Source organism: Amycolatopsis sp. ATCC 39116 (assembly GCF_000231075.2).
GTDB classification, from domain to species: Bacteria; Actinomycetota; Actinomycetes; order Mycobacteriales; family Pseudonocardiaceae; genus Amycolatopsis_E; species Amycolatopsis_E tucumanensis.
The window spans coordinates 1-20,636 of record NZ_AFWY03000068.1; the positions used below are offsets into that span (position 1 = coordinate 1).

General features: G+C 73.2%; 20 protein-coding genes and 2 pseudogenes. 7 read left to right on the forward strand and 15 right to left on the reverse strand.

What is annotated here, in order from left to right:
* Positions 1–32: 32 nt before the first annotated feature.
* The 4 genes and pseudogenes from AMY39116_RS47715 to AMY39116_RS0337855 all read right to left on the reverse strand — a co-directional run bounded on the left by AMY39116_RS47715 (position 33) and on the right by AMY39116_RS0337855 (position 2,283).
* Positions 33–677 (reverse strand): molybdopterin-dependent oxidoreductase, encoded by a 645-nt coding sequence (locus AMY39116_RS47715; RefSeq protein WP_020422793.1) that lies wholly within the window; start codon positions 675–677, stop codon positions 33–35.
* 70 nt (positions 678–747) lie between these two features.
* Positions 748–1,038, reverse strand: a pseudogene (locus tag AMY39116_RS47720) (molybdopterin-dependent oxidoreductase); the annotation flags it as partial.
* A gap of 143 nt (positions 1,039–1,181) precedes the next feature.
* Positions 1,182–1,388, reverse strand: coding sequence for a hypothetical protein (locus AMY39116_RS0337850; protein ID WP_235716301.1), 207 nt, complete (start codon positions 1,386–1,388; stop codon positions 1,182–1,184).
* Positions 1,389–1,491: 103 nt separating this feature from the next.
* Positions 1,492–2,283, reverse strand: a complete 792-nt coding sequence (locus AMY39116_RS0337855; protein WP_020422795.1) for a metalloregulator ArsR/SmtB family transcription factor — start codon at positions 2,281–2,283, stop codon at positions 1,492–1,494.
* An 83-nt stretch (positions 2,284–2,366) separates the two neighbouring features.
* Here AMY39116_RS0337855 and AMY39116_RS0337860 point away from each other — a divergent pair, with 83 nt between their 5' ends.
* Positions 2,367–3,296 carry a LysR family transcriptional regulator gene (locus AMY39116_RS0337860; RefSeq protein ID WP_020422796.1) on the forward strand — a complete coding sequence of 310 codons (930 nt, stop codon included), beginning with the start codon at positions 2,367–2,369 and terminating at the stop codon, positions 3,294–3,296.
* Here the strand turns inward: AMY39116_RS0337860 and shbA are convergent.
* The 7 genes from shbA to AMY39116_RS0337895 all read right to left on the reverse strand — a co-directional run bounded on the left by shbA (position 3,293) and on the right by AMY39116_RS0337895 (position 8,861).
* A complete protein-coding gene (shbA, locus tag AMY39116_RS0337865; protein ID WP_020422797.1) occupies positions 3,293–3,967 on the reverse strand; it encodes an RNA polymerase sigma factor ShbA in 675 nt (224 codons plus the stop codon). The genes AMY39116_RS0337860 and shbA overlap by 4 nt on opposite strands.
* Positions 3,960–4,457 (reverse strand): RNA polymerase sigma factor, encoded by a 498-nt coding sequence (locus tag AMY39116_RS0337870; RefSeq protein WP_235716302.1) that lies wholly within the window; start codon positions 4,455–4,457, stop codon positions 3,960–3,962. The genes shbA and AMY39116_RS0337870 overlap by 8 nt, the downstream gene beginning before the upstream one ends.
* A 159-nt stretch (positions 4,458–4,616) precedes the next feature.
* Entirely contained in the window at positions 4,617–4,973 is a 357-nt protein-coding gene (locus tag AMY39116_RS0337875; RefSeq protein ID WP_020422799.1) for a hypothetical protein, read from the reverse strand.
* A 76-nt stretch (positions 4,974–5,049) separates the two neighbouring features.
* On the reverse strand, positions 5,050–5,586 hold the full coding sequence (locus AMY39116_RS0337880) for a sugar O-acetyltransferase (RefSeq protein ID WP_304413093.1): 537 nt from the start codon (positions 5,584–5,586) through the stop codon (positions 5,050–5,052).
* 3 nt (positions 5,587–5,589) lie between these two features.
* Positions 5,590–6,378, reverse strand: a complete 789-nt coding sequence (locus tag AMY39116_RS47730; RefSeq protein WP_020422801.1) for a cyclase family protein — start codon at positions 6,376–6,378, stop codon at positions 5,590–5,592.
* A gap of 3 nt (positions 6,379–6,381) precedes the next feature.
* Positions 6,382–7,665 (reverse strand): MFS transporter, encoded by a 1,284-nt coding sequence (locus AMY39116_RS0337890; RefSeq protein ID WP_020422802.1) that lies wholly within the window; start codon positions 7,663–7,665, stop codon positions 6,382–6,384.
* Entirely contained in the window at positions 7,662–8,861 is a 1,200-nt protein-coding gene (locus AMY39116_RS0337895) for a M20 family metallopeptidase (RefSeq protein ID WP_020422803.1), read from the reverse strand. The genes AMY39116_RS0337890 and AMY39116_RS0337895 overlap by 4 nt, the downstream gene beginning before the upstream one ends.
* A 113-nt stretch (positions 8,862–8,974) precedes the next feature.
* Here AMY39116_RS0337895 and AMY39116_RS0337900 point away from each other — a divergent pair, with 113 nt between their 5' ends.
* Positions 8,975–9,982: an Lrp/AsnC family transcriptional regulator gene (locus tag AMY39116_RS0337900; protein ID WP_020422804.1), complete on the forward strand. Its 1,008-nt coding sequence runs from the start codon at positions 8,975–8,977 to the stop codon at positions 9,980–9,982.
* A 241-nt stretch (positions 9,983–10,223) separates the two neighbouring features.
* Here AMY39116_RS0337900 and AMY39116_RS0337905 read toward each other — a convergent pair whose 3' ends face one another.
* Both AMY39116_RS0337905 and sigJ read right to left on the reverse strand, forming a co-directional pair.
* On the reverse strand, positions 10,224–10,568 hold the full coding sequence (locus tag AMY39116_RS0337905; protein WP_020422805.1) for an MmcQ/YjbR family DNA-binding protein: 345 nt from the start codon (positions 10,566–10,568) through the stop codon (positions 10,224–10,226).
* 48 nt (positions 10,569–10,616) lie between these two features.
* A complete protein-coding gene (sigJ, locus tag AMY39116_RS0337910) occupies positions 10,617–11,498 on the reverse strand; it encodes an RNA polymerase sigma factor SigJ (RefSeq protein WP_020422806.1) in 882 nt (293 codons plus the stop codon).
* Positions 11,499–11,619: 121 nt separating this feature from the next.
* Here sigJ and AMY39116_RS0337915 point away from each other — a divergent pair, with 121 nt between their 5' ends.
* Together AMY39116_RS0337915 and AMY39116_RS0337920 are read left to right on the forward strand one after the other, a co-directional pair.
* Positions 11,620–12,603 (forward strand): GlxA family transcriptional regulator, encoded by a 984-nt coding sequence (locus AMY39116_RS0337915; RefSeq protein ID WP_027936584.1) that lies wholly within the window; start codon positions 11,620–11,622, stop codon positions 12,601–12,603.
* A 66-nt stretch (positions 12,604–12,669) separates the two neighbouring features.
* Positions 12,670–13,272, forward strand: a complete 603-nt coding sequence (locus AMY39116_RS0337920; RefSeq protein ID WP_020422808.1) for an isochorismatase family protein — start codon at positions 12,670–12,672, stop codon at positions 13,270–13,272.
* 408 nt (positions 13,273–13,680) lie between these two features.
* On the opposite strand, the pseudogene glpK (AMY39116_RS44245) reads toward AMY39116_RS0337920, so the two are convergent.
* A pseudogene (gene glpK, locus AMY39116_RS44245) lies at positions 13,681–15,551 on the reverse strand (glycerol kinase GlpK).
* A gap of 30 nt (positions 15,552–15,581) precedes the next feature.
* Positions 15,582–16,343 (reverse strand): IclR family transcriptional regulator, encoded by a 762-nt coding sequence (locus tag AMY39116_RS0337930; RefSeq protein WP_020422809.1) that lies wholly within the window; start codon positions 16,341–16,343, stop codon positions 15,582–15,584.
* Between the two features lie 155 nt (positions 16,344–16,498).
* On the opposite strand from AMY39116_RS0337930, the gene AMY39116_RS0337935 reads away from it, so the two are divergent.
* The 3 genes from AMY39116_RS0337935 to glpD all read left to right on the forward strand — a co-directional run bounded on the left by AMY39116_RS0337935 (position 16,499) and on the right by glpD (position 20,628).
* Positions 16,499–17,314: an MIP/aquaporin family protein gene (locus AMY39116_RS0337935; RefSeq protein WP_020422810.1), complete on the forward strand. Its 816-nt coding sequence runs from the start codon at positions 16,499–16,501 to the stop codon at positions 17,312–17,314.
* Positions 17,315–17,332: 18 nt separating this feature from the next.
* Positions 17,333–18,844, forward strand: a complete 1,512-nt coding sequence (gene glpK, locus AMY39116_RS0337940; protein WP_020422811.1) for a glycerol kinase GlpK — start codon at positions 17,333–17,335, stop codon at positions 18,842–18,844.
* Positions 18,845–18,942: 98 nt separating this feature from the next.
* Entirely contained in the window at positions 18,943–20,628 is a 1,686-nt protein-coding gene (gene glpD / locus AMY39116_RS0337945) for a glycerol-3-phosphate dehydrogenase (protein WP_020422812.1), read from the forward strand.
* Positions 20,629–20,636 lie beyond the last annotated feature (8 nt).

The window sequence follows — 20,636 nt, forward strand, 5'->3', positions numbered from 1 at the left end:
AAGCTGCCGCCACCCGCACCCGGCCCGCCACGTCAGCCCACAACCACCGGGTGGCGCACCACCGCGCCGAACAGGTAGCCCTGCGTGTTGTACGGCTCGATGTCCGGCTGGGCCACGCCGTGCCGGTCCACCGCGCGCGCCCGCAGCGTGTGCTCGCCCAGGCCCGGCCGCCACCGCAGCGTCCACCGCTGCCACCCGCCGCCGCTGCCGACGAACTCGGCGCGCCGCCACGTGCGGCCGTCGTCCGTGCTCACGTCGACCCGGCGGATGCCGCCGGTGCCGGACCAGGACCGGCCACGCAGCACGTGCTCCCGGCCCGCGGCGAGGGTCGCCCGCCACGGCAGTTCGAACACGCTCTTGGTGTTCTGCCGCGTCACCAGCACCCCTTCCGGCGGGTAGTCCGGGCCGGTCAGCCGGTAGTACTGCGTGTCCCACGGCGAATCCAGCGGAGTGCGGGACACCTGGATGCGGCCGAGCCACTTGATGGACGCGATGCCGATCCAGCCCGGCACCACCAGCCGCGCCGGGAAGCCGTGGTCCGGCGGCAGCGGTTCGCCGTTCATCTCGTAGGCGACCAGGACGTCGTCGAGCGCCTTGCCCACCGGCAGCGGGCGCCGCACCCGGCCCAGGTTTACGCCGCCGGTGACGTAGTCGGCGTCGAGACCTTCGGGCAGCACGTCGACGGCGTCGCGAGCGAGGCCCGGCCCGGTGCAGCAGCGTCGCCAGCGGCACGCCCCGCCAGCGCGCCACCCCGATCGCGCCGAGCCGCCACGCGGTGCCGGACACGGTCTGCCCCTGCTGCGAGGTGAAGAAGCCGCGCCCGTTGCCCGCGCACTCGATGGCCGCGGTGATCGTCTCCGACGGCAGGCGCAGCAGGTCGTCGTAGGTGACGGTGACCGGCCCGCCCCGGAGCCCGTCGCCGGTGATCTCCAGGCGCCAGGTCCGCGCGTCGAGCAGCGGGGTGGCGGTGTGGTTGCGCACGAAGAACCGGGACACCGGCACGATGTCCCCGACCGGGTGCGGCGAGTCCCACCGCATCTCGGCGTTCGTGCCGAGCACGGTGAAGTCCTCCGGCGGCAGGGGTTTCACGATGGGAGTGTCGGCCGCCACGGTCGCTGCTGTCCACAACGGACCGGCGGCGGCGACTCCCGCCACGCCGAGCACGGTTCGCCGTCGCACGTTCACAGCGCGAGGTCCGCGGCCAGCACGTGGAACGCTTCCCGTTCCCGCGCCGAAAGCGGCACGGCGAGACGGTCGGCCGGATGGCCCAGCGGCGGATAGTCCGGACGGGGCAACGCGAAACCGACGTCGTAGGGCGCGCCGGCCGGCACCATCGCGTGGCCGATGCTGCCGAGCGCGCGACCGAACGCGCGGAGGATCCGGGCCACCGTCACCACCCCCTGAGCCGTGGAAGTCCCTCGGATCATGGAGGATTCCGGCGGATTCGCGGTAGCCGTCCCACAGAGCGGGCAACCGCTCAGCGCGGCCGGGTCAGGCGTGTGCCTCCGACATCTCCCACGGCGCCTGCGGCAGCACGTCCCCGGTCTCCAGCAGCGACTTCAGGTTCGCCAGCACCGCGGGCCAGCCGCTGGAGATGCCGTTGCGCATCTCCACGTTGGGCAGCCTCTCGTGGGTCACGGTGAGGCGCACGATCTGCTCGTGCGGCTCGACGAGGAAGGTGACCACCGACGGGTCCCGCGACTCGCCCAGCGAATCCTCGAACGTGATCACCAGACGGGTCGGCGGCTCGGACTCGAGCACCTTGCCCACCACGTCCACGGCGCCCGACCCGTCCACGCGGCGGTGCTCCCACACCGAACCTGGCTGCCAGTCGGAGATGTTGGCGTGCCCCCAGTAGCGGGCGGTCAGGTCCGCGTCGGTGAGCGCCCGCCACACCTGGTCGGCGCTCGCGCGGATGTAGGTGACGTAGACGTAGTCCGGGACGGTCATGGCGTACTCCTCTGCCTGGTCTTTGATGGCCGCGAGCGCACGCAGCCGGGGTTTGTCGAACTCGGCGATCCAGCGCTGCTCGATCTCGTGAATGGGCCCGGGGTTGAGGTAGTGCAGGCGTTCCCGGCCGCGGCGCACCACGGTCACGAGGTTGGCACGCACCAGGACGTCGAGGTGCTGGGTCGCCGACTGACGGGCCATCCCCAGCGGCTCGCACACCTGGCTCAGGGTCTGCCCGTTCTGCTCCCGCAGGCGGTCGAGCACCAGCCGCCGGGTCGGGTCGGCCAGCGCCTTGAACACCGCGTCCATCGCTTCCGCGCTCACGCCGACCATTATGCAGGTAAATACCTGCCTTTTGTCAACAACCGCTTCGACGCGGCGGCACAACCGCTGGTTGTGGCAGTAGGTTCGGCGCCGTGGATCTCGAGGCGGTGCGGACCTTCGCCGCGGTCGCCGCGGCGGGCCGGTTCCAGGCGGCCGCGGACGAGCTGGGCGTCACGCAGCAGGCGGCGTCGAAACGGGTGGCCGGCCTGGAGCGGCAGCTCGGCGTGCGGCTGTTCGTGCGCACGGCCGGCGGTGTGCGGCTCACCGTGGACGGACAGGCGTTCCTGCCGCACGCCCGCGAACTGCTCCGCGCGGCCGAGCGCGCGCTGACGGCGGTCACACCGGGGCGGCGGGCGCTGCGGATCGACGTGCTGAACCGGCGGGTCGCGGCCGCCGGCATCCTGCACGACTTCTACCGGCAGCATCCCGGCATCGAACTGGACGTGGTCACCCTGACCGTGGACGCGGCGTCGGCGCTGGCCGAGGTCGCGGCGGGCACGCTCGACGCCACCTTCCGGTCGCTGCGGGCGACCGCGGGGAAGGTGCCTGCCGGGCTGCGGGCGGCACGGGTGATCGACGACCGGCACCAGGTGCTGGTCGGTCCGCGGCACCCGCTGGCCGGCGCGGCCGCGGTGACGCTCACCGAGCTCGCCGGGCACCCGATCTGGATGCCCGGCCTCGCCGACACCGAGGCGAAGGGCTACTACGAGGACCTCGCGGCCGCGTTCGGGCTCACCATCGACACGATCGGGCCGAGCTTCGGGGTGGAGGCGCTGCTCGCGGAGATCGCCGACTCGGCCCGGCTGGCGACCTTCGTCGGCGAGGGCTCGCGGTACCTGTGGCCGGAGAGCTACGACCTGCGCCGGATCCCGGTCGTCGGTCCGACGCCGGTGTACCCGCACTCGGTGATCTGGCGGGCCGACAACGCCCACCCGGTGCTGGCGAGGTTCCTCGACTACCTGCGCAGCCGCCACCGGGCCACCGCCGGCGGGGACGTGTGGGTGCCGGAGTGGGCACGCTAGACCTCGCTCGCGGCGAGGGCCTTGCGCAGGCTCGCGAGCGCCCGGTGCTGCGCGACGCGCACGGCGCCCGGCGTCGACCCGACCAGCTCGGCCGTCTCCTCCGCGGACAACCCGGCGGCCACCCGCAGCACCACGATTTCCCGCTGCTTGTCCGGCAGCATCCGCAGCAAGCGCGACAGGCGGTCGTTCAGTTCGCGGTGCAGCAGGCGCGCCTCGGGGCCGGTGTCGCCGTCGGCCTGGTCCGGCACCTCCGCGACGGGTTCCGCCCGGTTCCGTCCCGCCGCGCGGTGGGCGTCGGCGACCTTGTGCTGGGCGATGCCGTAGACGAACGCGAGGAACGGCCGGCCCTGGTCGCGGTAGCCGGGCAGGGCGGTGAGCACCGCGAGGCACACCTCCTGGGCGACGTCGTCGGCGGCGGCGAAGGACCCGTGCCTGCCGACGCGGGCCCGGCAGTACCGGACGACCAGCGGCCGGATCTCCGCGAGAAGCCGTTCGACCGCGACGGGATCCCCGGCCACGGCGGCGGCGAGCCCGTCGCCGGCGACCTCGCGCGCCACCCGCGCCCGGAACGCCCGGACCCGCGCCGGATCGTCGAGATCGGCCGTGAAGAGGCGGTCGAGGTGCGCGCCCGCGGCGGTCAGCCGGGTGGTCAGGACGTCGTCGTCAATCATCGCTGTGCCTCCCGCCGGGTGGATCGAGAAGGTCCCGCAGCGCCCGCCGCCCCCGCGAGACGCGCTTCTTGGCCGCGGGCACCGAAACCCCGAGGGCATCGGCGATCTCCCGGAGGGAGAACCCCTCCGCGGCGAGCACCACCGCGTCGCGATGGCTGCCGGGCAGGGAGCGGAGCGCGCGCAGGGTCTCCACGGTTTCCAGGTGAGCCTCCGGCGAAGCCCAGGTGCGCTGCCGCGTCCGGTCGGCGATCAGGTGGGCGTCCGCGTCGGCGTTCCAGCGGGCTTTGCGCCGCGCGGCGAGCGCCATGTTGCGCACGGTCGCGAACAGCCAGGCCCGCTCCTTCTCGATCGGCCCCACTGTCCCCCGGTGCTCGCCTAGGACGAGTTCGGTCACCGCGTCCTCGGCGATCGTGCGCGCCTCGGAGACCGGGCACCCGAGCTTGACCGCGTACCCGGCGAGGTCGGCGTAGTAGAGCTTGCGGAGCGTCATGGCGCGCTCGGCGACATCGTCCGGCCCGCCCGTCACGTCGGAGCCGGCCGGGATCGCCTGCCTGCCCGTCCGCGCGTCCTGCCGGTCCGTCTGCTCATGTCGTCCTCCCTCGGCTCCACCAGTAAGTGACGCACGGCGGGCAGAGGTGACCAAGAATTTTCAGGCGGCGCGCCGCACGGTGCGGGATGCCGCGGCGAGGCTCGCTTCGCAGGCGGTGATCAGTTGCGCGTCGGCGCGGGTGTGGCTTCCGCGGGCGCACTTGGGGCACCTCAGGGCGACCGTGCCGAGCACCTCGTCGACCGCCACCTCCAGCGCCCGTTTGCACGGGCGGCACCACCGGTGCCCGCTGACCTGGCTGACGTGCAGGTCGCTGTGGCAGCACTGGTGGATCCAGCGGCGGTGCACCGGGCAGGTGATCCGGTCCAGCGGGTCCAGGAACCCGCACTCCTCGGCGTGGTCCTCGGCGACGAGCGCGTCGTCCAGTGCGATCCGGGTCAGCAGCGTCGTGGTGGTCATCGCTCTCGTCCTTTCTCCTCGTCCTTACCGGTACGTCGAGCCACCACGCGCCGGATCGACAGGACGGGGAGGGAATTCAGAGTTTCTTCACCACGCGCGCCGGGTTGCCGACCGCCACCACGTCCGGCGGCAGATCGCGCGTCACCACCGACCCCGCACCCACCACGGTGTTCTCCCCGATCGTCACGCCGGGGCACACGATCACGCCACCGCCGAGCCACACGTTGGCGTGCAGGGTGATCGGCTCCGCGGCCTCCCACTTCTCCCGCCGCAGCCGCGCGTCGAGCGGGTGGGTGGGGGTCAGCAGCTGCACGCCGGGGCCGATCTGGGCGTCCGCGCCGATCGTGATCGGGGCGACGTCCAGCAGCACCGCGCCGTAGTTGAGGAACGCGCGCGGCCCGATGCCGATGTGCGAGCCGTAGTCGACGTACAGCGGCGGCCGCACCTCGGCGTCCTCCCCCAGCGACCCCAGCAGCTCACGCAGCACCGCCGGGTCCCCGCCGTCGTTGAACCGCCGCTGCAGCTCCGCCGCCCGCCGCAGCGCGGCCTGCAGCTCCGGGTCGTCCGCGCGGTACAGCTCCCCCGCGAGCATCCGTTCCCTCTGACCGGTCACGCGTCACCACACTGCCAGCGGCCGCACGGGCGCGCCAGTCGCCCCGACGACCGGCAGCGGCGCGCACACGAACAGGAACTCCGCTGGTCCCGCCGCCGCCAGCTCCTCCAGGTTCATCACCTCGATGATGTTGATCCCGTTCTCCTGCAACAGGATCCGGTGCACCGGCAACCGCCCCAGCCCCGCCTCCGGGCTGATCTGCTCCAGCGCGATCGTGTCGCCGCCGACAGCGCGCACCCCGCGCTGGGCCAGCCACCGCGCGCCGCTCGCGTCCAGCCCCGGCACGCCACCCTCGCCGCCGAGATAATCCGCGGGCCGGTCCCACAGCTGCGCCCACCCGGTGCGGACGAGCGCGACGTCCCCAGCGCGCACTTCCAGGCCGGTCGCCGCGAGGTCCTCCGCCGTGACGGCCTCCCCCGGCCCGAGCCGCGGCACGCCCCGCAGCCGCGGGATGTCCAACAGCACCCCGCGGCACAGGATCGGCGGCACCGCCTCGATGCCGCCGACCCGGTAGCGTCCCCGCTCCAGCGCCTGCGCCACCGGCACCCCGCCGTGCAGGACACCGTCGGCCGCGACGTGGCTGACCGCGTCCATGTGGGTGCCGACGTGCCCGCCCATGGTGATCAGCTCGTGCGACCCGGTCAGGCCGTCCTCGCGGACGACGTCACCGTGCCGCTGGGCGAGCGCGAACCGGAACGGCGGGTGCGTCGGCGAGGACGGCATGCCGTTCTCCAGCGGCTGCGAGAGATCGGCGATGCGGTGGCCGTCGGTCAGGGCGTCCAGCAGGGACATGGTTCAGCTCAGTTCCTTGGCTCGGGTCTCGGGCAGGGTGGCGATGGCGGCACTGGACACCAGCATCAGCAGGACGAGGTATCCGGTGAAGGCGGAGCGGCCGAACTCGGCGCCCACCCACGCCTGAAGATACGGCGCGGTCCCGCCGAAGGCCGCGACGGCGATCGAGTACGGCACGGCGAGCCCCAGCGCGCGGATCGCGGTCGGGAACATCTCCGCGTACACCGCGGGCAGGATCGACACCCCGGCGGAGATGAACACCGCCGCCAGGCTCATGCCCAGGAACAGCTGCCACGCGCTGGTGCGCACGATGAACTGAACCGGGAACAGCAGCGCCGCGCACCCGAGGGTGGAGATCAGCAGCACCGGTTTCCGCCCGATCCGGTCGGACAGCATGCCCCAGAACGGCATGGTGACCATGAGGATCACCGCCGACCCGACCCCGGCCCACAGCGCGGCGGTCGACCCGATGTGCAGGGAGCTGATCGCGTACGCCGGGGCGGCGATCACCCACGAGTAGTAGACGACGGTGAACCCGATGGACAGCCCGATCACCTGCAGCGCCTGCCTGCGGTGCTCCACGATCGCCGGCCAGAGCCGGACCTTCTCCCGCCGCCGCGACGCGGTGAAGGTCTCGCTCTCGGTCAGGTTCCGTCGCATGTAGACGGCCACCAGCCCGAAGACGCCGCCGAGCAGGAACGGGATGCGCCAGCCGAAGGACTGCATCTGCTCCGGCGTCAGCACGACCGTGAGGACGAGCCCGAGCACGACGCCGACGGTGTTGCCGAAGACGCTGGCGATGTAGATCAGGCTGGACCAGCGCCCGCGCTGCGCCGCGGGCGCCATTTCGGACAGGTAGGTCTGCGCGGACGGCAGTTCCCCGCCGCACGCCAGGCCCTGCACCACGCGGGCGAGCAGCAGGATCAGCGACGCCCACGCGCCGACGGCGGCGTAGGTGGGGGCGATGCCGATGACGAAGCTGGCGCCCGCGATGGTCGCGACCGTGACCGTCATCGCGGTCCGCCGCCCGGCGCGGTCGGCGAACCAGCCGAACAGCAGCCCGCCCAGCGGCCGCGCGACGAACCCGACGGCGAACACGGCAAGGCTGGACAGCACCGCGGAGAACTGGTTGCCGCGGTCGAAGAACTGCGTGGCGAAGAACGGCACGAAGATCGCGTAGATGCCCCAGTCGTACCACTCGAGCGCGTGCCCGAGCCCGGTGCCGACGAGCGTGGTGGTGCGGCTCGTGGCCGGGGCCCGGGTGCCGCGCTGCGCGGTCTCGGTCATGGTCGGTCTCCTTCGGACGCGAGCCGGCGCCGTGCCAGCTCGGTGAACAGGGCCGCGCCGTCGGCGAGCACGGAGTCGTCGAACACGGCGTGGGGGCTGTGGTTGAACGCCGCCCGGCGCGGGTCGGCGCCGGCGGGCAGCGCGCCGAGGGCGAGGAAGCAGCCGGGCACCTCGGCGAGGACGCGGGAGAAGTCCTCGGCGCCGGCGATGGGGTTGGGCATGGTCGCGTAGCCGTCGTCGCCGAACGTCTCGCGCACCACGTCGCGGGCGAACGCGGTCTCGCCGTCGTCGTTGACTGTCGCGGGGCGGGCTTCCAGGTACTCGGCGTCGGCCTCGACGTCGTGGGCCTGCGCGATGCCCCGGACCAGCCGGACCGCGGCGTCCCGCACACGCTGCCCGGCGTCGCGGGAGAAAGTCCGGACGGTGGCCTCGAACCGGGCGGTCTCCGGGATGATGTTGCTGCGCGATCCCGCCCGCACCACCCCGACGGTGAGCACCACGGGGTCGAACACGTCGAACCGGCGGGTGACCATCGTCTGCAGCGCGGTGATCATCTCGGCGGCGACCGGCACCGGGTCGCGCGCCAGGTGCGGGGCCGAGCCGTGCCCGCCGCGGCCGTGCACGGTGACCGCGAACGACGCGGAGGCGGCCATCATCGGGCCGGGCCTGCTGGTGAACCCGCGCTCGAACGTGGAGAACACGTGCAGCCCGTATGCGGCCTCCACACGCGGGCCTGCCGCGTCGAGCACGCCTTCGTCGATCATCGCCCGGGCGCCCTCCCAGCCCTCCTCCCCCGGCTGGAACATGAACACCACGTCCCCGTCCAGATGCTCGCGGCGGTCCGACAGCAGCCGGGCCGCGCCGGCGAGCATCGCAGTGTGCAGGTCGTGCCCGCAGGCGTGCATGGTCCCCTCGGCGCGCGAGGCGTAGGCCAGCCCGGTGGCCTCCTGCACGGGCAGCCCGTCCATGTCGGCGCGCAGCAGCACCGCCCGGCCGGAGCGGGCGCCCCGCAGCACGGCGGTGACCGCGGTGGAGCTGCGGCCGGTGGTGATCTCCAGCGGCAGGCCGTCCAGCGCCGCGAGCACGCGCTCCTGCGTGCGGGGCAGGTGCAGGCCGACCTCCGGCTCGCGGTGCAGGTCCCGCCGCAGCCGGACGAGGTCCTCCGCCATCGCCCTGGCGTCCGCCACCACCGACATCCGTTCTCGCCCTCCTCGCGGTCACGTTGTTCCCAGGAGTTTGCGCAGCGGCTACCCTGTGGCCGCCGAAATCGCATGATTCGCGCACCGTTTCCGGGCTCAGGGAGGTTTTCGTGCATCCGGACCTGGACGAGCGGGACCTCGAGCTGCTCCACGGACTGCAGATCGCGCCGCGGGTGACCTGGGCGGACGCGGCCAGGATCCTGGGCACGACCCCGGCGACGGTGGCGGCGCGCTGGGCCCGCCTGCGCGAGGCCGGGGTGGCGTGGGTGACGGCCCACCCCGGCGGCGACTACCGGCGGGTCGTCCTGGCGCTGGTCGAGGTGGACTGCCAGCCCGCCGCGCGGGACGAGGTGCTGCGGGCGGTGTGCACGGATCCGCGAGCGGTCACCGTCGAGGAGTCGACGCGTGGCCGCGACCTGCTGCTCACCGTGATCACCCCCGATCTGGCCGGGCTCACCACGTTCGTGCTCGACGACCTGCCGCGGATGCCCGGCGTGCAGCGGCAGCGCACGCACGTCGTCAGCGCCACCCACCGCGACGGCAGCTCGTGGCGGCTGGACGCGCTGAACCGGTCGCAGGAGCTGGCGTTCGAGGCCGCGGCCCGCGCGACCCGCCCGGCGCCGGGCGTGACCGCGCCGCCGAACGCGGGCCCGTTGATCTCCGCGCTGGCCCACGACGGGCGGCGCACGGCCGCCGAGCTGGCGTCGCTGACCGGCCGCAACCCGGCGACCGTGCGGCGGCAACTCGCCCGGCTGCTCGCCTCGGGGCTGCTGTCGTTCCGGTGCGAGGTCGCCCAATCGGTGTCGCGCTGGCCGATCAGCAGCACCTGGCTGGCCAGCGTCGCCCCGGCCGACCAGCAGCGCACCATCGAGGCGATCACGACGCTGCCGGAACTGCGGATGTGCCTGTCCACCACCGGCGACAGCAACATCGCCTTCACCGTGTGGACCCGGTCGCTGGCCGACCTGCTGCGGCTGGAGCGCCTCATCGGGGAGAAGCTGCCGTGGCTCACCGTGCGCGACAACGGGATCAACCTGCGCACCCCGAAGCGGATGGGCTGGCTGCTCACCCCGGACGGGCGCGCGACCGGCGAGGTCGTGCCGCCGGTGACGTGGTGATCGCCAGCTGTTGTGACTCGTGAGGTTGTGGACGGCGTGTTGGGTTGATCGTGGGGAGGGCCTCCGGGCGGAGTGGGTGTTGCGACGCATCCACTACCAGTAGGCCCGGCAGTTGATCATGCGGTTGGCCGACCGCCCGCGGCACAGCCCCACCCGCCTGCCTGCGCAGACCGAACGGCAGGGGCGAATGCTTCAACCGCACCCTGCTCACCGACCATCCACACCTGTCAGGTCACGACAGCTAGCGCGGCAACGGCTGCGCGGCGATGAGCTCCTCCGGCGCGGACAGCCGCCACGCCTCGTAGACCAGTTCGGCCAGCTCGTCGGCGTCGATGCCGGCCAGGTGGACCACCACCCAGCCGAACCCGCCCGCGGTGAACTGCTCCTCGAACACCTCCGGCCGCTCCGCGACCAGCGCCTGCTGCTCGATCAGGGTCTGCTTGAGCCCCACGGTCTCCGTCCGCGGCCAGTAGTAGCCGAACCGCTTGCCGCGCACGCTGTAGGACGTGTACTCGCTGCCCTTGCCGCGCTCGACCTCCGCCAGCGCGTCCACCATCTCGTGGAACTCCGCACTGCGCACGCTCATCGCACACCCCCGTCGTCCGGCCCCCAGCCTAGACAAACCGGGCAGGGGTCAGGAATCGGTCCAGGGCTGCAGTTTCTCCGGGTTGCGCACCGCCCAGATGCGGGTCACGCGGTCGCCGTCGACCTCGAACGCCAGCACCGCCTCGGTGCGGCCGGCGTGCCGGACCACCAGGCCGGGCTGGCCGTTGACCGGGCGTTCCTCCAAGCCGAGACCGGGGGCCTGCTCGACGAGCGCGGCCATGTAGCGGGCGATCTCCTCCGCGCCTTCGATCGGGTGCGGCGCGGCGCTGACGAGACCGCCGCCGTCGGCGACCACCGTCGCGCCGGGGTCGAGCAGCCCGACCAGCGCCCGGATGTCCCGGTTTTCCCACGCCCGCTTGAAGTTCCGGACGACCTCCGCCCGCTGCTCGGCGGAGGCGGCGGGCACCCGCGCGTCGCGGACGCGGCGCCGCGCCGACGTGGCGAGCTGACGGCACGCCCCGGGTGTGCGGCCGACGATCTCGGCGACCTCGGCGAACGGGTAGCGGAACACGTCGTGCAGCACGAACGCCACCCGCTCGGCCGGGGTCATCGCGTCGAGCACGACGAGGAAGGCCATGCTGACCGACTCGTCGAGCGTGACGCGGTCGGCCGGGTCGGCGGCGGACTCGCGGTCGGGCAGCGGCTCCGGGATCCACTCGCCGACGTACCGCTCGCGGCGGGCGCGGGCCGAGCCGAGCAGGTCGAGGCAGATCCGGCTGGCCACGGTCGTCAGCCAGGCGCCCGGGGACTCGATCGCCTCCTGCTGGGCGCGGGACAGGGAGTACCACCGGGCGTAGGTCTCCTGCACGACGTCCTCGGCGTCGGCGAGGGTGCCGAGCAGCCGGTACGCGAGGTTGATCAGCTGACGCCGCTCGCTGATGACGGCGCTCAGGCCCGGATCGGTGGTCATGGTGGCTCCCTCGGTCTCGTGCTCCCCTCTTGACGAGACAGCGCCTCCGATTGTGAGGCGTGTCCGGATGTGACAGAACACCGTCATTGCCGCCATGGCCGCCGCCGGTCACGATGGGTGCATGGCAACCACCCGCCGTGTCGTGATCGCGGTCTTCCCCGACGTCGACCTCCTCGACGTCACCGGCCCGGCCGAGGTGTTCACGCTGGCCAACCGGACGACCCGGGGCGCGGCCGGCTACGCCGTCCAGCTCGCCGGACCGGACGGCGGCGTCGTCACGACGTCGGCGGGGGTGCGGCTGGTGACCGATCTCGCGTTCGCCGAGGTGGACGGCGCGCTGGACACGCTCCTGGTGCCCGGCGCGGTCGACCTGCGCCCGGACGGGCCGGTCGCCCGGATCGACCAGGACGTGGTGACCTGGGTGAAGGCGACCGCGCCGCAGGCCCGCCGCGTCGCCTCGGTGTGCGTGGGAGCGCACGTGCTGGCCGCGGCCGGGCTGCTGGACGGCAAGACCGCCACCACCCACTGGTCGACCGCCGCGCAGCTGGCCGCCGACCACCCGGCGGTGCGGGTGGACCCCGACCCGATCTTCGTGCGCTGCGGGGACGTGTGGACCGGCGCCGGGATCAGCGCCTGCATGGACCTCGCGCTGGCGCTGGTGGCCGAGGACCTGGGCGAGGAGGTCGCCCTGGACGTGGCGCGGCAGCTGGTCATGTACCTCAAGCGCCAGGGCGGGCAGAGCCAGTTCTCGGTCCCGCTGAGCTCGCCGCCCGCCGCGCGCCGGGACATCGACGAGCTGCGGATGTTCATCGCCGACCACCTCGGCGGCGACCTGTCCACCGCGGCGCTGGCGGCCCGGATGTGCCTGAGCGAGCGGCACTTCGCCCGCGTCTTCCGGCAGGAGACCGGCCGCACGCCGGCCGCCTACGTCGAAGCCGCCCGGGTCGAGGCCGCGCGCCGCCTCCTGGAGAGCACCGACGAGCCGCTGGACCGGATCGCCGCGGCATGCGGGCTCGGCTCGGTGGAGACGCTGCACCGGGCGATGCGCAAGCAGATCGGCACCACGCCGGCGGCCTACCGGCGCCGGTTCCGCACCACCGTCTGACCCTGTGATTTCGGGCGCGGCAATCCCGCCGCGCCTGCCGTTTCCCTGCCCAGAAGGAGTTCCGTCATGCCCGTTTCCCCGACCCTGCGGGAGGTGCTCGGCCTCGGCGCCGAGCTGCCCCGGCTCGCCGACACCACCGTCGTGCTGATCGACTTCCAGAACACCTACCGCACCGGGGCGCTGACCCTCGAGGGCGCAGAGCCCGCCCTCGCCGCGGGGGCCCGCCTCCTCGCCGCGGCCCGCACTGCCGGCGCGCCGGTGGTGCACGTCGTCAACGACGGTGGCCCGGGCAGCCCGTACGACATCCGGGCCGAGATCGGCGCGATCAGCCCCGAGGTGTCGCCCGCCGACGGTGAGCCCGTGGTGGTCAAGCGCTTCCCGGACGCCTTCCATGAGACGGAGCTGGAGAAGGTGCTGCGCGAACTGGGTTCCGGCACGGACCTGGTGCTGGCCGGTTTCATGACCCACATGTGCGTCACGTTCACCGCCCAGGGCGCCTTCAACCGCGGCTACCGCCCGACGATCGTTGCCGAGGCCACCGCGACCCGGGCCCTGCCCGCCCCGGACGGCACCGCGGTGGCGGCGGGCACGCTGCAGACCGCGGCCCTGACCACGATCGGCGACCTGTTCGGCACGATCGCGCCGACGGTGGCGGACCTGACGCGCTGACCGCTCCGGCGCGGCGGCCGGAACGCCCTTGGTCGCGTTCCCGACGGGCTGGGCACGGACACTGGAGTTGCCCGACGGCCAACGCGACCGGCAACCACCACGGCAGGAGGGCGAACCGCGGCCACCGACCGAACTGTCGGTGACGCTGACGGGCGGGCAACCGAACCGGCAGTGGATCGCCGCCGTCGTGGTCGCGCTGCGGCGTGTCGCCGGCGCCCTTCTCGGGGCTGGATCGGAGCGAACGCCACGCTCCGATCCAGCTCCGCGACACTGACTGAACAGCGCACCCAAAACGTCGCCCGCGCCCCACAGGTAGACCTGAGCGCAGGCGGTCGACAGTGCGAAGCGTGAGACCGTGCAGTGCGGTCACGCTCTCGTCCGCAGCCGTCGCCGCGGATCGCCGGGTGCTCAGCGCAGCCGACGCGCGCGTTCCGCCGCGAACGCCCGGCCCAGCCCGATCCGCTCCGCCGGGGAGACCGTCCGCCGCAGCTCGTTGAGCAGGCCGCGCTCGACGGCGCGGATGTGCTCGGCCACGACGCTTTCCAGGCGCAGCAACGCTTTCTCCCCCTCCGGGCCGGGGTCCAGCGCGGCCCGCGCGTCCGCCGCGAAGTCCGGCACGACGGCGCGCAGGACGCGCGAAGCCGCCGTGGCGTGGGCGGTCAGCAGCGACACCAGCTCACCCGCCAGCGCGGCCCGGTCGGCCTCGTCGTTGCGCAGTTCGCGGAACAGCTCCTCCATCCGCCGGTGGTCGGCCTGCACCAGCTCCGTCACGTCGGTGCCGGGCGTCGCCGCCGGGGACGGGCGCGTCCAGCCGAACGTCAGCTCCACCGCCTGCCGCCAGTGCGCGTACTCCCGCTCGCGGCGGGCCGGGTCCATCTCCGGCAGCCACTGGCCCGCCCGGTGCCAGTTGCGCCGCAGCCCCTCCAGGTCCGGCCAGTACCCCACCGACAAACCCGCCGCGTAGGCCGCGCCCAGCGACACCGTCTCCGCCACCATCGGGCGCACCACCGGGACGTCCAGGACGTCCGCGACGAACTGCATCAGCAGGTTGTCCGCGGTCATCCCGCCGTCGACGCGCAGCGTGGACAACGCGATCCCGGAGTCGGCGTTCATCGCCTCGACCACCTCGCGCGTCTGCCAGCCGGTGGCCTCCAGCACCGCCCGCGCCAGGTGCCCCTTGGTGATGTACGAGGTCAGCCCGGCGATCACCCCGCGCGCCTCGCTGTGCCAGTGCGGCGCGAACAACCCGGAGAACGCCGGCACGATGTAGCAGCCGCCGTTGTCCTCGACGGTGCGGGCCAGCGTCTCGATCTCCGGCGCGCTGCCGATCAGCCGAGCCCGTCGCGGAACCACTGGACCAGCGAGCCGGTGACGGCGATCGAGCCTTCCAGCGCGTACACCGCGGGCTCGTCACCGATGCGGAAGCCGACCGTGGTGAGCATGCCGTGCGTGGACAGCACCGGGGTCGTGCCGGTGTTGAGCAAGAGGAAACTGCCGGTGCCGTAGGTGCACTTCGCCTCGCCGGGCGCGAAGCAGGTCTGGCCGAACAACGCGGCCTGCTGGTCACCGAGCGCGGCGGCGATCCGGATCCCCGGCACCACCCGCGACGTCGTGCCGTACACCTCGGTGGACGAGCGGATCTCCGGCAGCATCGCCCGCGGCACGTCGAAGAACTCCAGCAGCTCGTCGTCCCAGGACAACGTGCGCAGGTTCATCAGCATCGTGCGCGAGGCGTTGGTGACGTCGGTGACGTGCACCCCGCCGTCCGGCCCGCCGGTGAGGTTCCAGATCAGCCAGCTCTCGATCGTGCCGAACAGCACGTCGCCGCGCTCGGCCCGCTCACGCAGGCCCGGCGTGTGCTCCAGCTGCCAGCGGATGCGCGGCGCCGAGAAGTACGTCGCCAGCGGCAGCCCGCACAGCCGCCGGACGCGGTCCGCGCCCGGTTCGCGCGCCAGCGCCTCGACCATGGCGTCGGTGCGGGTGTCCTGCCACACGATCGCGCGCCCGACGGGGGCTCCGGTGTGCCGGTCCCACAGCACGGTCGTTTCGCGCTGGTTGGCGATCCCGAGCGCGGCGACCTGCTCCGCGCCGATACCGGCGTCGGCCAGCGCCTGCGGCACGACCCGGCCGAGGTTGCGCCAGATCTCGGTCGCGTCGTGCTCGACCCAGCCCGGGCGCGGGAAGTGCTGCTGGTGCTCGCGCTGCGCCACGGACACCAGCCGCCCGCGGGCGTCGAACAGGATGCACCGGGTGGACGTGGTGCCCTGGTCGACCGCCATCACGTAGTGCTGCACCGGATCACCTCCTCCTCACCGGGACGCGACGAGGTCGCGCGAAACCGCCCTGGCCGCGTCGCGGACCTGCTCCAGCAGCCGCGGTTTCGGGTGCCCGCTCGGCTCGCAGATCCGGTCCTCGGCGCCGGACACGCCGATCGCGCCGACCACGATGCCACCGTGCCCGCGGATGGGCGCGGCGATCCCGGCCTCACCCGGCACCATCTCACCGCGCTCGGCCGCCCACCCGGCCCGGCGCACCTCGGCCAGCGCGCGGGCGACCGCGGACGGCGGGAGGGTCCGGCGGGTGTAGGCCTCCGGCCCGGCCGCGCGCCAGGACGCCAGCAGCGCGGCGTCGTAGGCGAGCAGCACCTTGCCCAGCGCGGTGGCGTGCAGCGGCAGCATCGCGCCGACGTCCAGGGTCTGCGGGCTGTCGTCCGGGCGGAACACGTGGTGCACCACCAGCACCCGGCCCTCCAGCGGCGCGCCGATCCGCACCGCCTCGCCGCTGCGGGCGGCCAGCGCGTCGGCCCAGTTGATCGCCCGCGACCGCAGCTCGTTCACGTCGAGGTAGCTGCTGCCCAGGTGCAGCAGGGCGGCGCCGAGCTGGTACTTGCCGGTGTCGCGGTCCTGCTCGACGAACCCGACGCCGGCCAGGGTGCGCAGGATGCCGTGCGCGGTGCCCTTGGCCAGCTCCAGCGACTCGGCGATCTCCACGACGCCGAGGCGCCCGGAACCACGCGCCAGCAGCCGGAGGATCGCGGCGGCGCGCTCGATGGACTGGATGGGACCCGGCACAGCGGGGACCCTAACCCGCCCGCACCGCGTTCGACAATGTCGAACCGCACTTCCGAGTGTTCGACAATGCCGACCACCGCGCGTTGCCGCGGTCTCACCGCCGGTCATAGCTTCGGCGTCACCAATGGGGGAACCGGTCCTTTGTGGAGGAAGCAATGACGCGAAGCCTCAAGGCCCGCGGACTCGCCGGCGAACTCGCCGCCGAGTTCGTGGGGACGATGATCCTCATCCTGTTCGGATGCGGGGTGGTGGCCCAGGTGTCGGCCGCCGGCATCGGGGACCACGACAGCATCGCCTGGGCCTGGGGCATCGGCGTCACGCTGGGCGTCTACGTCGCCTCGCGGATCAGCGGCGCCCACCTCAACCCCGCGATCACCGTCGCGCTCGCCGTGTTCCAGGGCTTCTCCTGGCGCAAGGTCGCACCCTACGCGCTGGCCCAGACCGCGGGCGCGTTCGTCGCCGCGCTGCTGGTGCGCTGGAACTACACCGAGGTCCTGAACGCCGTCGACCCGGGCCTGACCATCAAGACCCAGGGCGTGTTCTCCACCCTGCCGGGCAACGGCACACTGCCGGTCGGCGACTGGGGCGCCTTCCGCGACCAGGTGATCGGCACCGCGATCCTGGCGCTGGTCATCTTCGCCATCACCGACCTGCGCAACACCGCGCCCGCGGCCAACCTCGGCCCGGTCGTCGTCGGCTTCCTGGTCGTCGCGATCGGCATGGCCTGGGGCACCAACGCCGGCTACGCCATCAACCCGGCCCGCGACTTCGGCCCGCGCCTGGCGTCCTGGCTGACCGGCTACGACACCGCGTGGAGCGACCAGTACGGCAACCCGTACTGGTGGGTCCCGATCGTCGCGCCGATCGTCGGCGCGGTCATCGGCGGCGCGATCTACAAGTACTTCATCAGCCGCCACCTGCCCCGCACCGAGGACATCGGGCCCGCCAAGGCCCTCGAGCCCACCGCCTGAGTTCACGAAGGAGTGACCATGCCTGATTTCGTCGGTGCCGTCGACCAGGGCACCACCAGCACCCGGTTCATGATCTTCGACCACGGCGGCAACGAGATCGCCCGCCACCAGCTGGAGCACGAGCAGATCCTGCCCCGCCCGGGCTGGGTCGAGCACAACCCCACCGAGATCTGGGAGCGCACTCGCGCGGTGATCGCGAGCGCGCTGACCAAGGCCAACCTGACCGTCGCCGACCTGGCCGCGCTCGGCATCACCAACCAGCGCGAGACCACCGTGGTGTGGAACCGGCGCACCGGCCGCCCCTACACCAACGCCATCGTCTGGCAGGACACCCGCACCGACCGCATCGCCTCCGCGCTGGAGCGCGGCGGCCAGGGCGAGGTGATCCGCCGCAAGGCCGGCCTGCCGCCCGCCACGTACTTCTCCGGCGGCAAGCTGCAGTGGATCCTGGAGAACGTCGATGGGGTCCGGGCCGACGCGGAGAACGGCGACGCCCTGTTCGGCACCACCGACAGCTGGCTGATCTGGAACCTCACCGGCGGGGTGGACGGCGGCGTGCACGTCACCGACGTCACCAACGCCTCCCGCACCATGCTGATGGACCTGGAGAAGCTGGACTGGGACGACGAGCTGCTGTCGTTCTTCGGCATCCCGCGGCGGATGCTGCCAGAGATCAAGCCGTCGTCCGGCCACTTCGGCACCACCCGCGCCGACGGGCCGCTCGGTGGCGAGATCGCGATCACCGGCGTGCTGGGCGACCAGCAGGCGGCCACCGTCGGCCAGGTGTGCTTCCGGCCCGGCGAGGCCAAGAACACCTACGGCACCGGCAACTTCCTGCTGCTCAACACCGGCCACGAGCTGGTGCGGTCGAAGCACGGGCTGCTCACCACGCTGTGCTACCAGTTCGGCGACGACAAGCCGGTGTACGCGCTGGAAGGCTCCATCGCGGTCACCGGGTCGGCCGTGCAGTGGCTGCGCGACCAGCTCGGCATCATCAGCGGCGCCTCGCAGAGCGAGACGCTGGCCCGGCAGGTCGAGGACAACGGCGGGATCTACTTCGTCCCGGCGTTCTCCGGGCTGTTCGCGCCGTACTGGCGGTCCGACGCCCGCGGCGCGATCGTCGGCCTGACCCGCGCCACCACCAACGCCCACCTGGCGCGCGCCACCCTGGAATCGATCTGCTACCAGACGCGCGACGTCGTGGAGGCCATGCAGAACGACTCCGGCGTCACGCTCGACGTGCTGCGCGTCGACGGCGGCGTCACCGCGAACGAGCTGTGCATGCAGCTGCAGGCGGACATCCTCGGCGTGCCGGTGTCCCGGCCGGTCGTCGCCGAGACCACCGCGCTCGGGGCCGCCTACGCGGCCGGGCTGGCCGCCGGGTTCTGGCAGTCGACCGACGAGCTGGAACAGAACTGGAACGAGGACCGGCGCTGGGAGCCGTCGTGGAACGACGCCCAGCGCGCCGAGGGGTACGCCGGCTGGCAGAAGGCCGTCGGCCGCACCCTCGACTGGGTCGACGTCGAGTGAATCCCGTGCCGGAGCGGCCTGCGTGGCGGCGCCCGCCCAAGGCGCCGCCACACGCGGCTCGCCGCTCCGGCACCACGCTTGGAAAAGAGGAGAGAGCCGTGTCCCAACCCCTGTCCCCCGCCTACCGCGGCGACGCGCTGCGGCGGCTGGCGAACGAAGAGTTCGACGTGCTCGTCGTCGGTGGCGGCGTGACCGGCGCGGGCGCCGCGCTGGACGCGGCCTCGCGCGGGCTGTCGGTCGCCCTGGTCGAAGCCCGTGACCTGGCCGCGGGCACGTCCAGCCGGTCGAGCAAGCTGATCCACGGCGGGCTGCGTTACCTGGAGCAGCTGGACTTCAAGCTGGTGCGGGAAGCGCTGCGGGAACGCGGGCTGCTGCTGCGCACCCTCGCGCCGCACCTGGTGCGGCCGGTGAAGTTCCTGGTCCCGCTCCAGCACCGGGTCTGGGAGCGCGGCTACATCGGAGCCGGGGTGACGTTGTACGACACGCTCGGCGGGGCGCGCGCGCTGCCGCGGCACCGGCACCTGAGCCGGCGGCGCGCGTTCGAGGTGGCGCCCGGCCTGGCCGACGACGCGCTGATCGGCGCGATCCAGTACTACGACGCGCAGGTCGACGACGCCCGGCACACCATGATGATCGCGCGCACGGCCGCCGACCAGGGCGCGGCGGTGGTCACCCGGACGCGCGTGACCTCGCTGGTCCGCGAGGGCGAGCGGGTCGTGGGCGCGCGGGTCACCGACCGGGAGAGCGGCGCGGAGATCACCGTGCGGGCGCGCGTGGTGATCGCCGCGACCGGGGTGTGGAGCGACGACATCGCCGAGGCCGCCGGCATCGAGAAGCCGTTCACGGTGCGCGCGTCGAAGGGCATCCACCTGGTGGTGCCGCGGGAGAAGATCGACCTGGACACCGGGCTGATCCTGCGCACCGAGAAGAGCGTGTTGTTCGTGATCCCGTGGGGCCCGCACTGGATCGTCGGCACCACGGACACCGAGTGGGACCTGGACCGCGAGCACCCGGCGGCCAGCCGCGCGGACGTGGACTACGTGCTCGACCACGTGAACGCGGTGCTGCGCAAGCCGTTGACGCACGACGACATCGAGGGCGTGTACGCCGGGCTGCGGCCGCTGCTGGCGGCGAAGGCGACCGCGACCACGAAGCTGTCGCGGGAGCACGCGGTGGCGCACCCGGTGCCGGGGCTGGTGGTCGTGGCCGGTGGGAAGTACACGACGTACCGGGTGATGGCCGCCGACGCCGTCGACGCGGCGATGTCCGATGTGGACCGCCCGGCGCCGCCGTCGTGGACGGACAAGCTGCCGATCGTGGGCGCGCGCGGGTACGCGGAGGTCTGGGAGGGCCGGTACGCGCTCGCGCGGCGGGCGGGTCTGCCGGTGGCGCGGATCGAGCACCTGCTGGGCCGGTACGGCACGGCGGTCGAGGAGGTTCTCGCGCTGGTCGCTGAGCGGCCGGAGCTGGGCGAGGAGATCCCGGGCGCGCCGGACTACCTGAAGGCCGAGGCGGTGTACGCGGTGACGCACGAAGGCGCGCTGCACCTGGAGGACGTGCTCACGCGGCGGACGCGGATCTCGATCGAGCAGCGGGACCGCGGACTGGCGGCGGCCCCGGCGGTGGCCGACCTGATCGCCCCGGAGCTGGGCTGGACCGCCGACCGGCGCGACCGCGAGGTGGCGCACTACCGGGCGCGCGTCGAGGCGGAACGCACCGCGCAGGAAGCGCCCGACGACGCGACGGCGAACGAACGCCGCCTGGCGGTGCCGGCACTGGGCTGAGACCCGCC

Bases quoted from the DNA above. Each gene is read 5' to 3' on its own strand.
- AMY39116_RS0337935 (WP_020422810.1), top strand. From the start codon at position 16,499: ATGACGCGAAGCCTCAAGGCCCGCGGACTCGCCGGCGAACTCGCCGCC.
- AMY39116_RS0337855 (WP_020422795.1), bottom strand. From the start codon at position 2,283: ATGGTCGGCGTGAGCGCGGAAGCGATGGACGCGGTGTTCAAGGCGCTG.
- AMY39116_RS47730 (WP_020422801.1), bottom strand. From the start codon at position 6,378: ATGTCCCTGCTGGACGCCCTGACCGACGGCCACCGCATCGCCGATCTC.
- AMY39116_RS0337895 (WP_020422803.1), bottom strand. From the start codon at position 8,861: ATGTCGGTGGTGGCGGACGCCAGGGCGATGGCGGAGGACCTCGTCCGG.
- AMY39116_RS0337915 (WP_027936584.1), top strand. From the start codon at position 11,620: ATGGCAACCACCCGCCGTGTCGTGATCGCGGTCTTCCCCGACGTCGAC.
- sigJ (WP_020422806.1), bottom strand. From the start codon at position 11,498: ATGACCACCGATCCGGGCCTGAGCGCCGTCATCAGCGAGCGGCGTCAG.
- AMY39116_RS0337870 (WP_235716302.1), bottom strand. From the start codon at position 4,457: ATGACGCTCCGCAAGCTCTACTACGCCGACCTCGCCGGGTACGCGGTC.
- AMY39116_RS0337890 (WP_020422802.1), bottom strand. From the start codon at position 7,665: ATGACCGAGACCGCGCAGCGCGGCACCCGGGCCCCGGCCACGAGCCGC.
- AMY39116_RS0337905 (WP_020422805.1), bottom strand. From the start codon at position 10,568: ATGAGCGTGCGCAGTGCGGAGTTCCACGAGATGGTGGACGCGCTGGCG.
- AMY39116_RS0337920 (WP_020422808.1), top strand. From the start codon at position 12,670: ATGCCCGTTTCCCCGACCCTGCGGGAGGTGCTCGGCCTCGGCGCCGAG.
- shbA (WP_020422797.1), bottom strand. From the start codon at position 3,967: ATGATTGACGACGACGTCCTGACCACCCGGCTGACCGCCGCGGGCGCG.
- AMY39116_RS0337875 (WP_020422799.1), bottom strand. From the start codon at position 4,973: ATGACCACCACGACGCTGCTGACCCGGATCGCACTGGACGACGCGCTC.
- glpK (WP_020422811.1), top strand. From the start codon at position 17,333: ATGCCTGATTTCGTCGGTGCCGTCGACCAGGGCACCACCAGCACCCGG.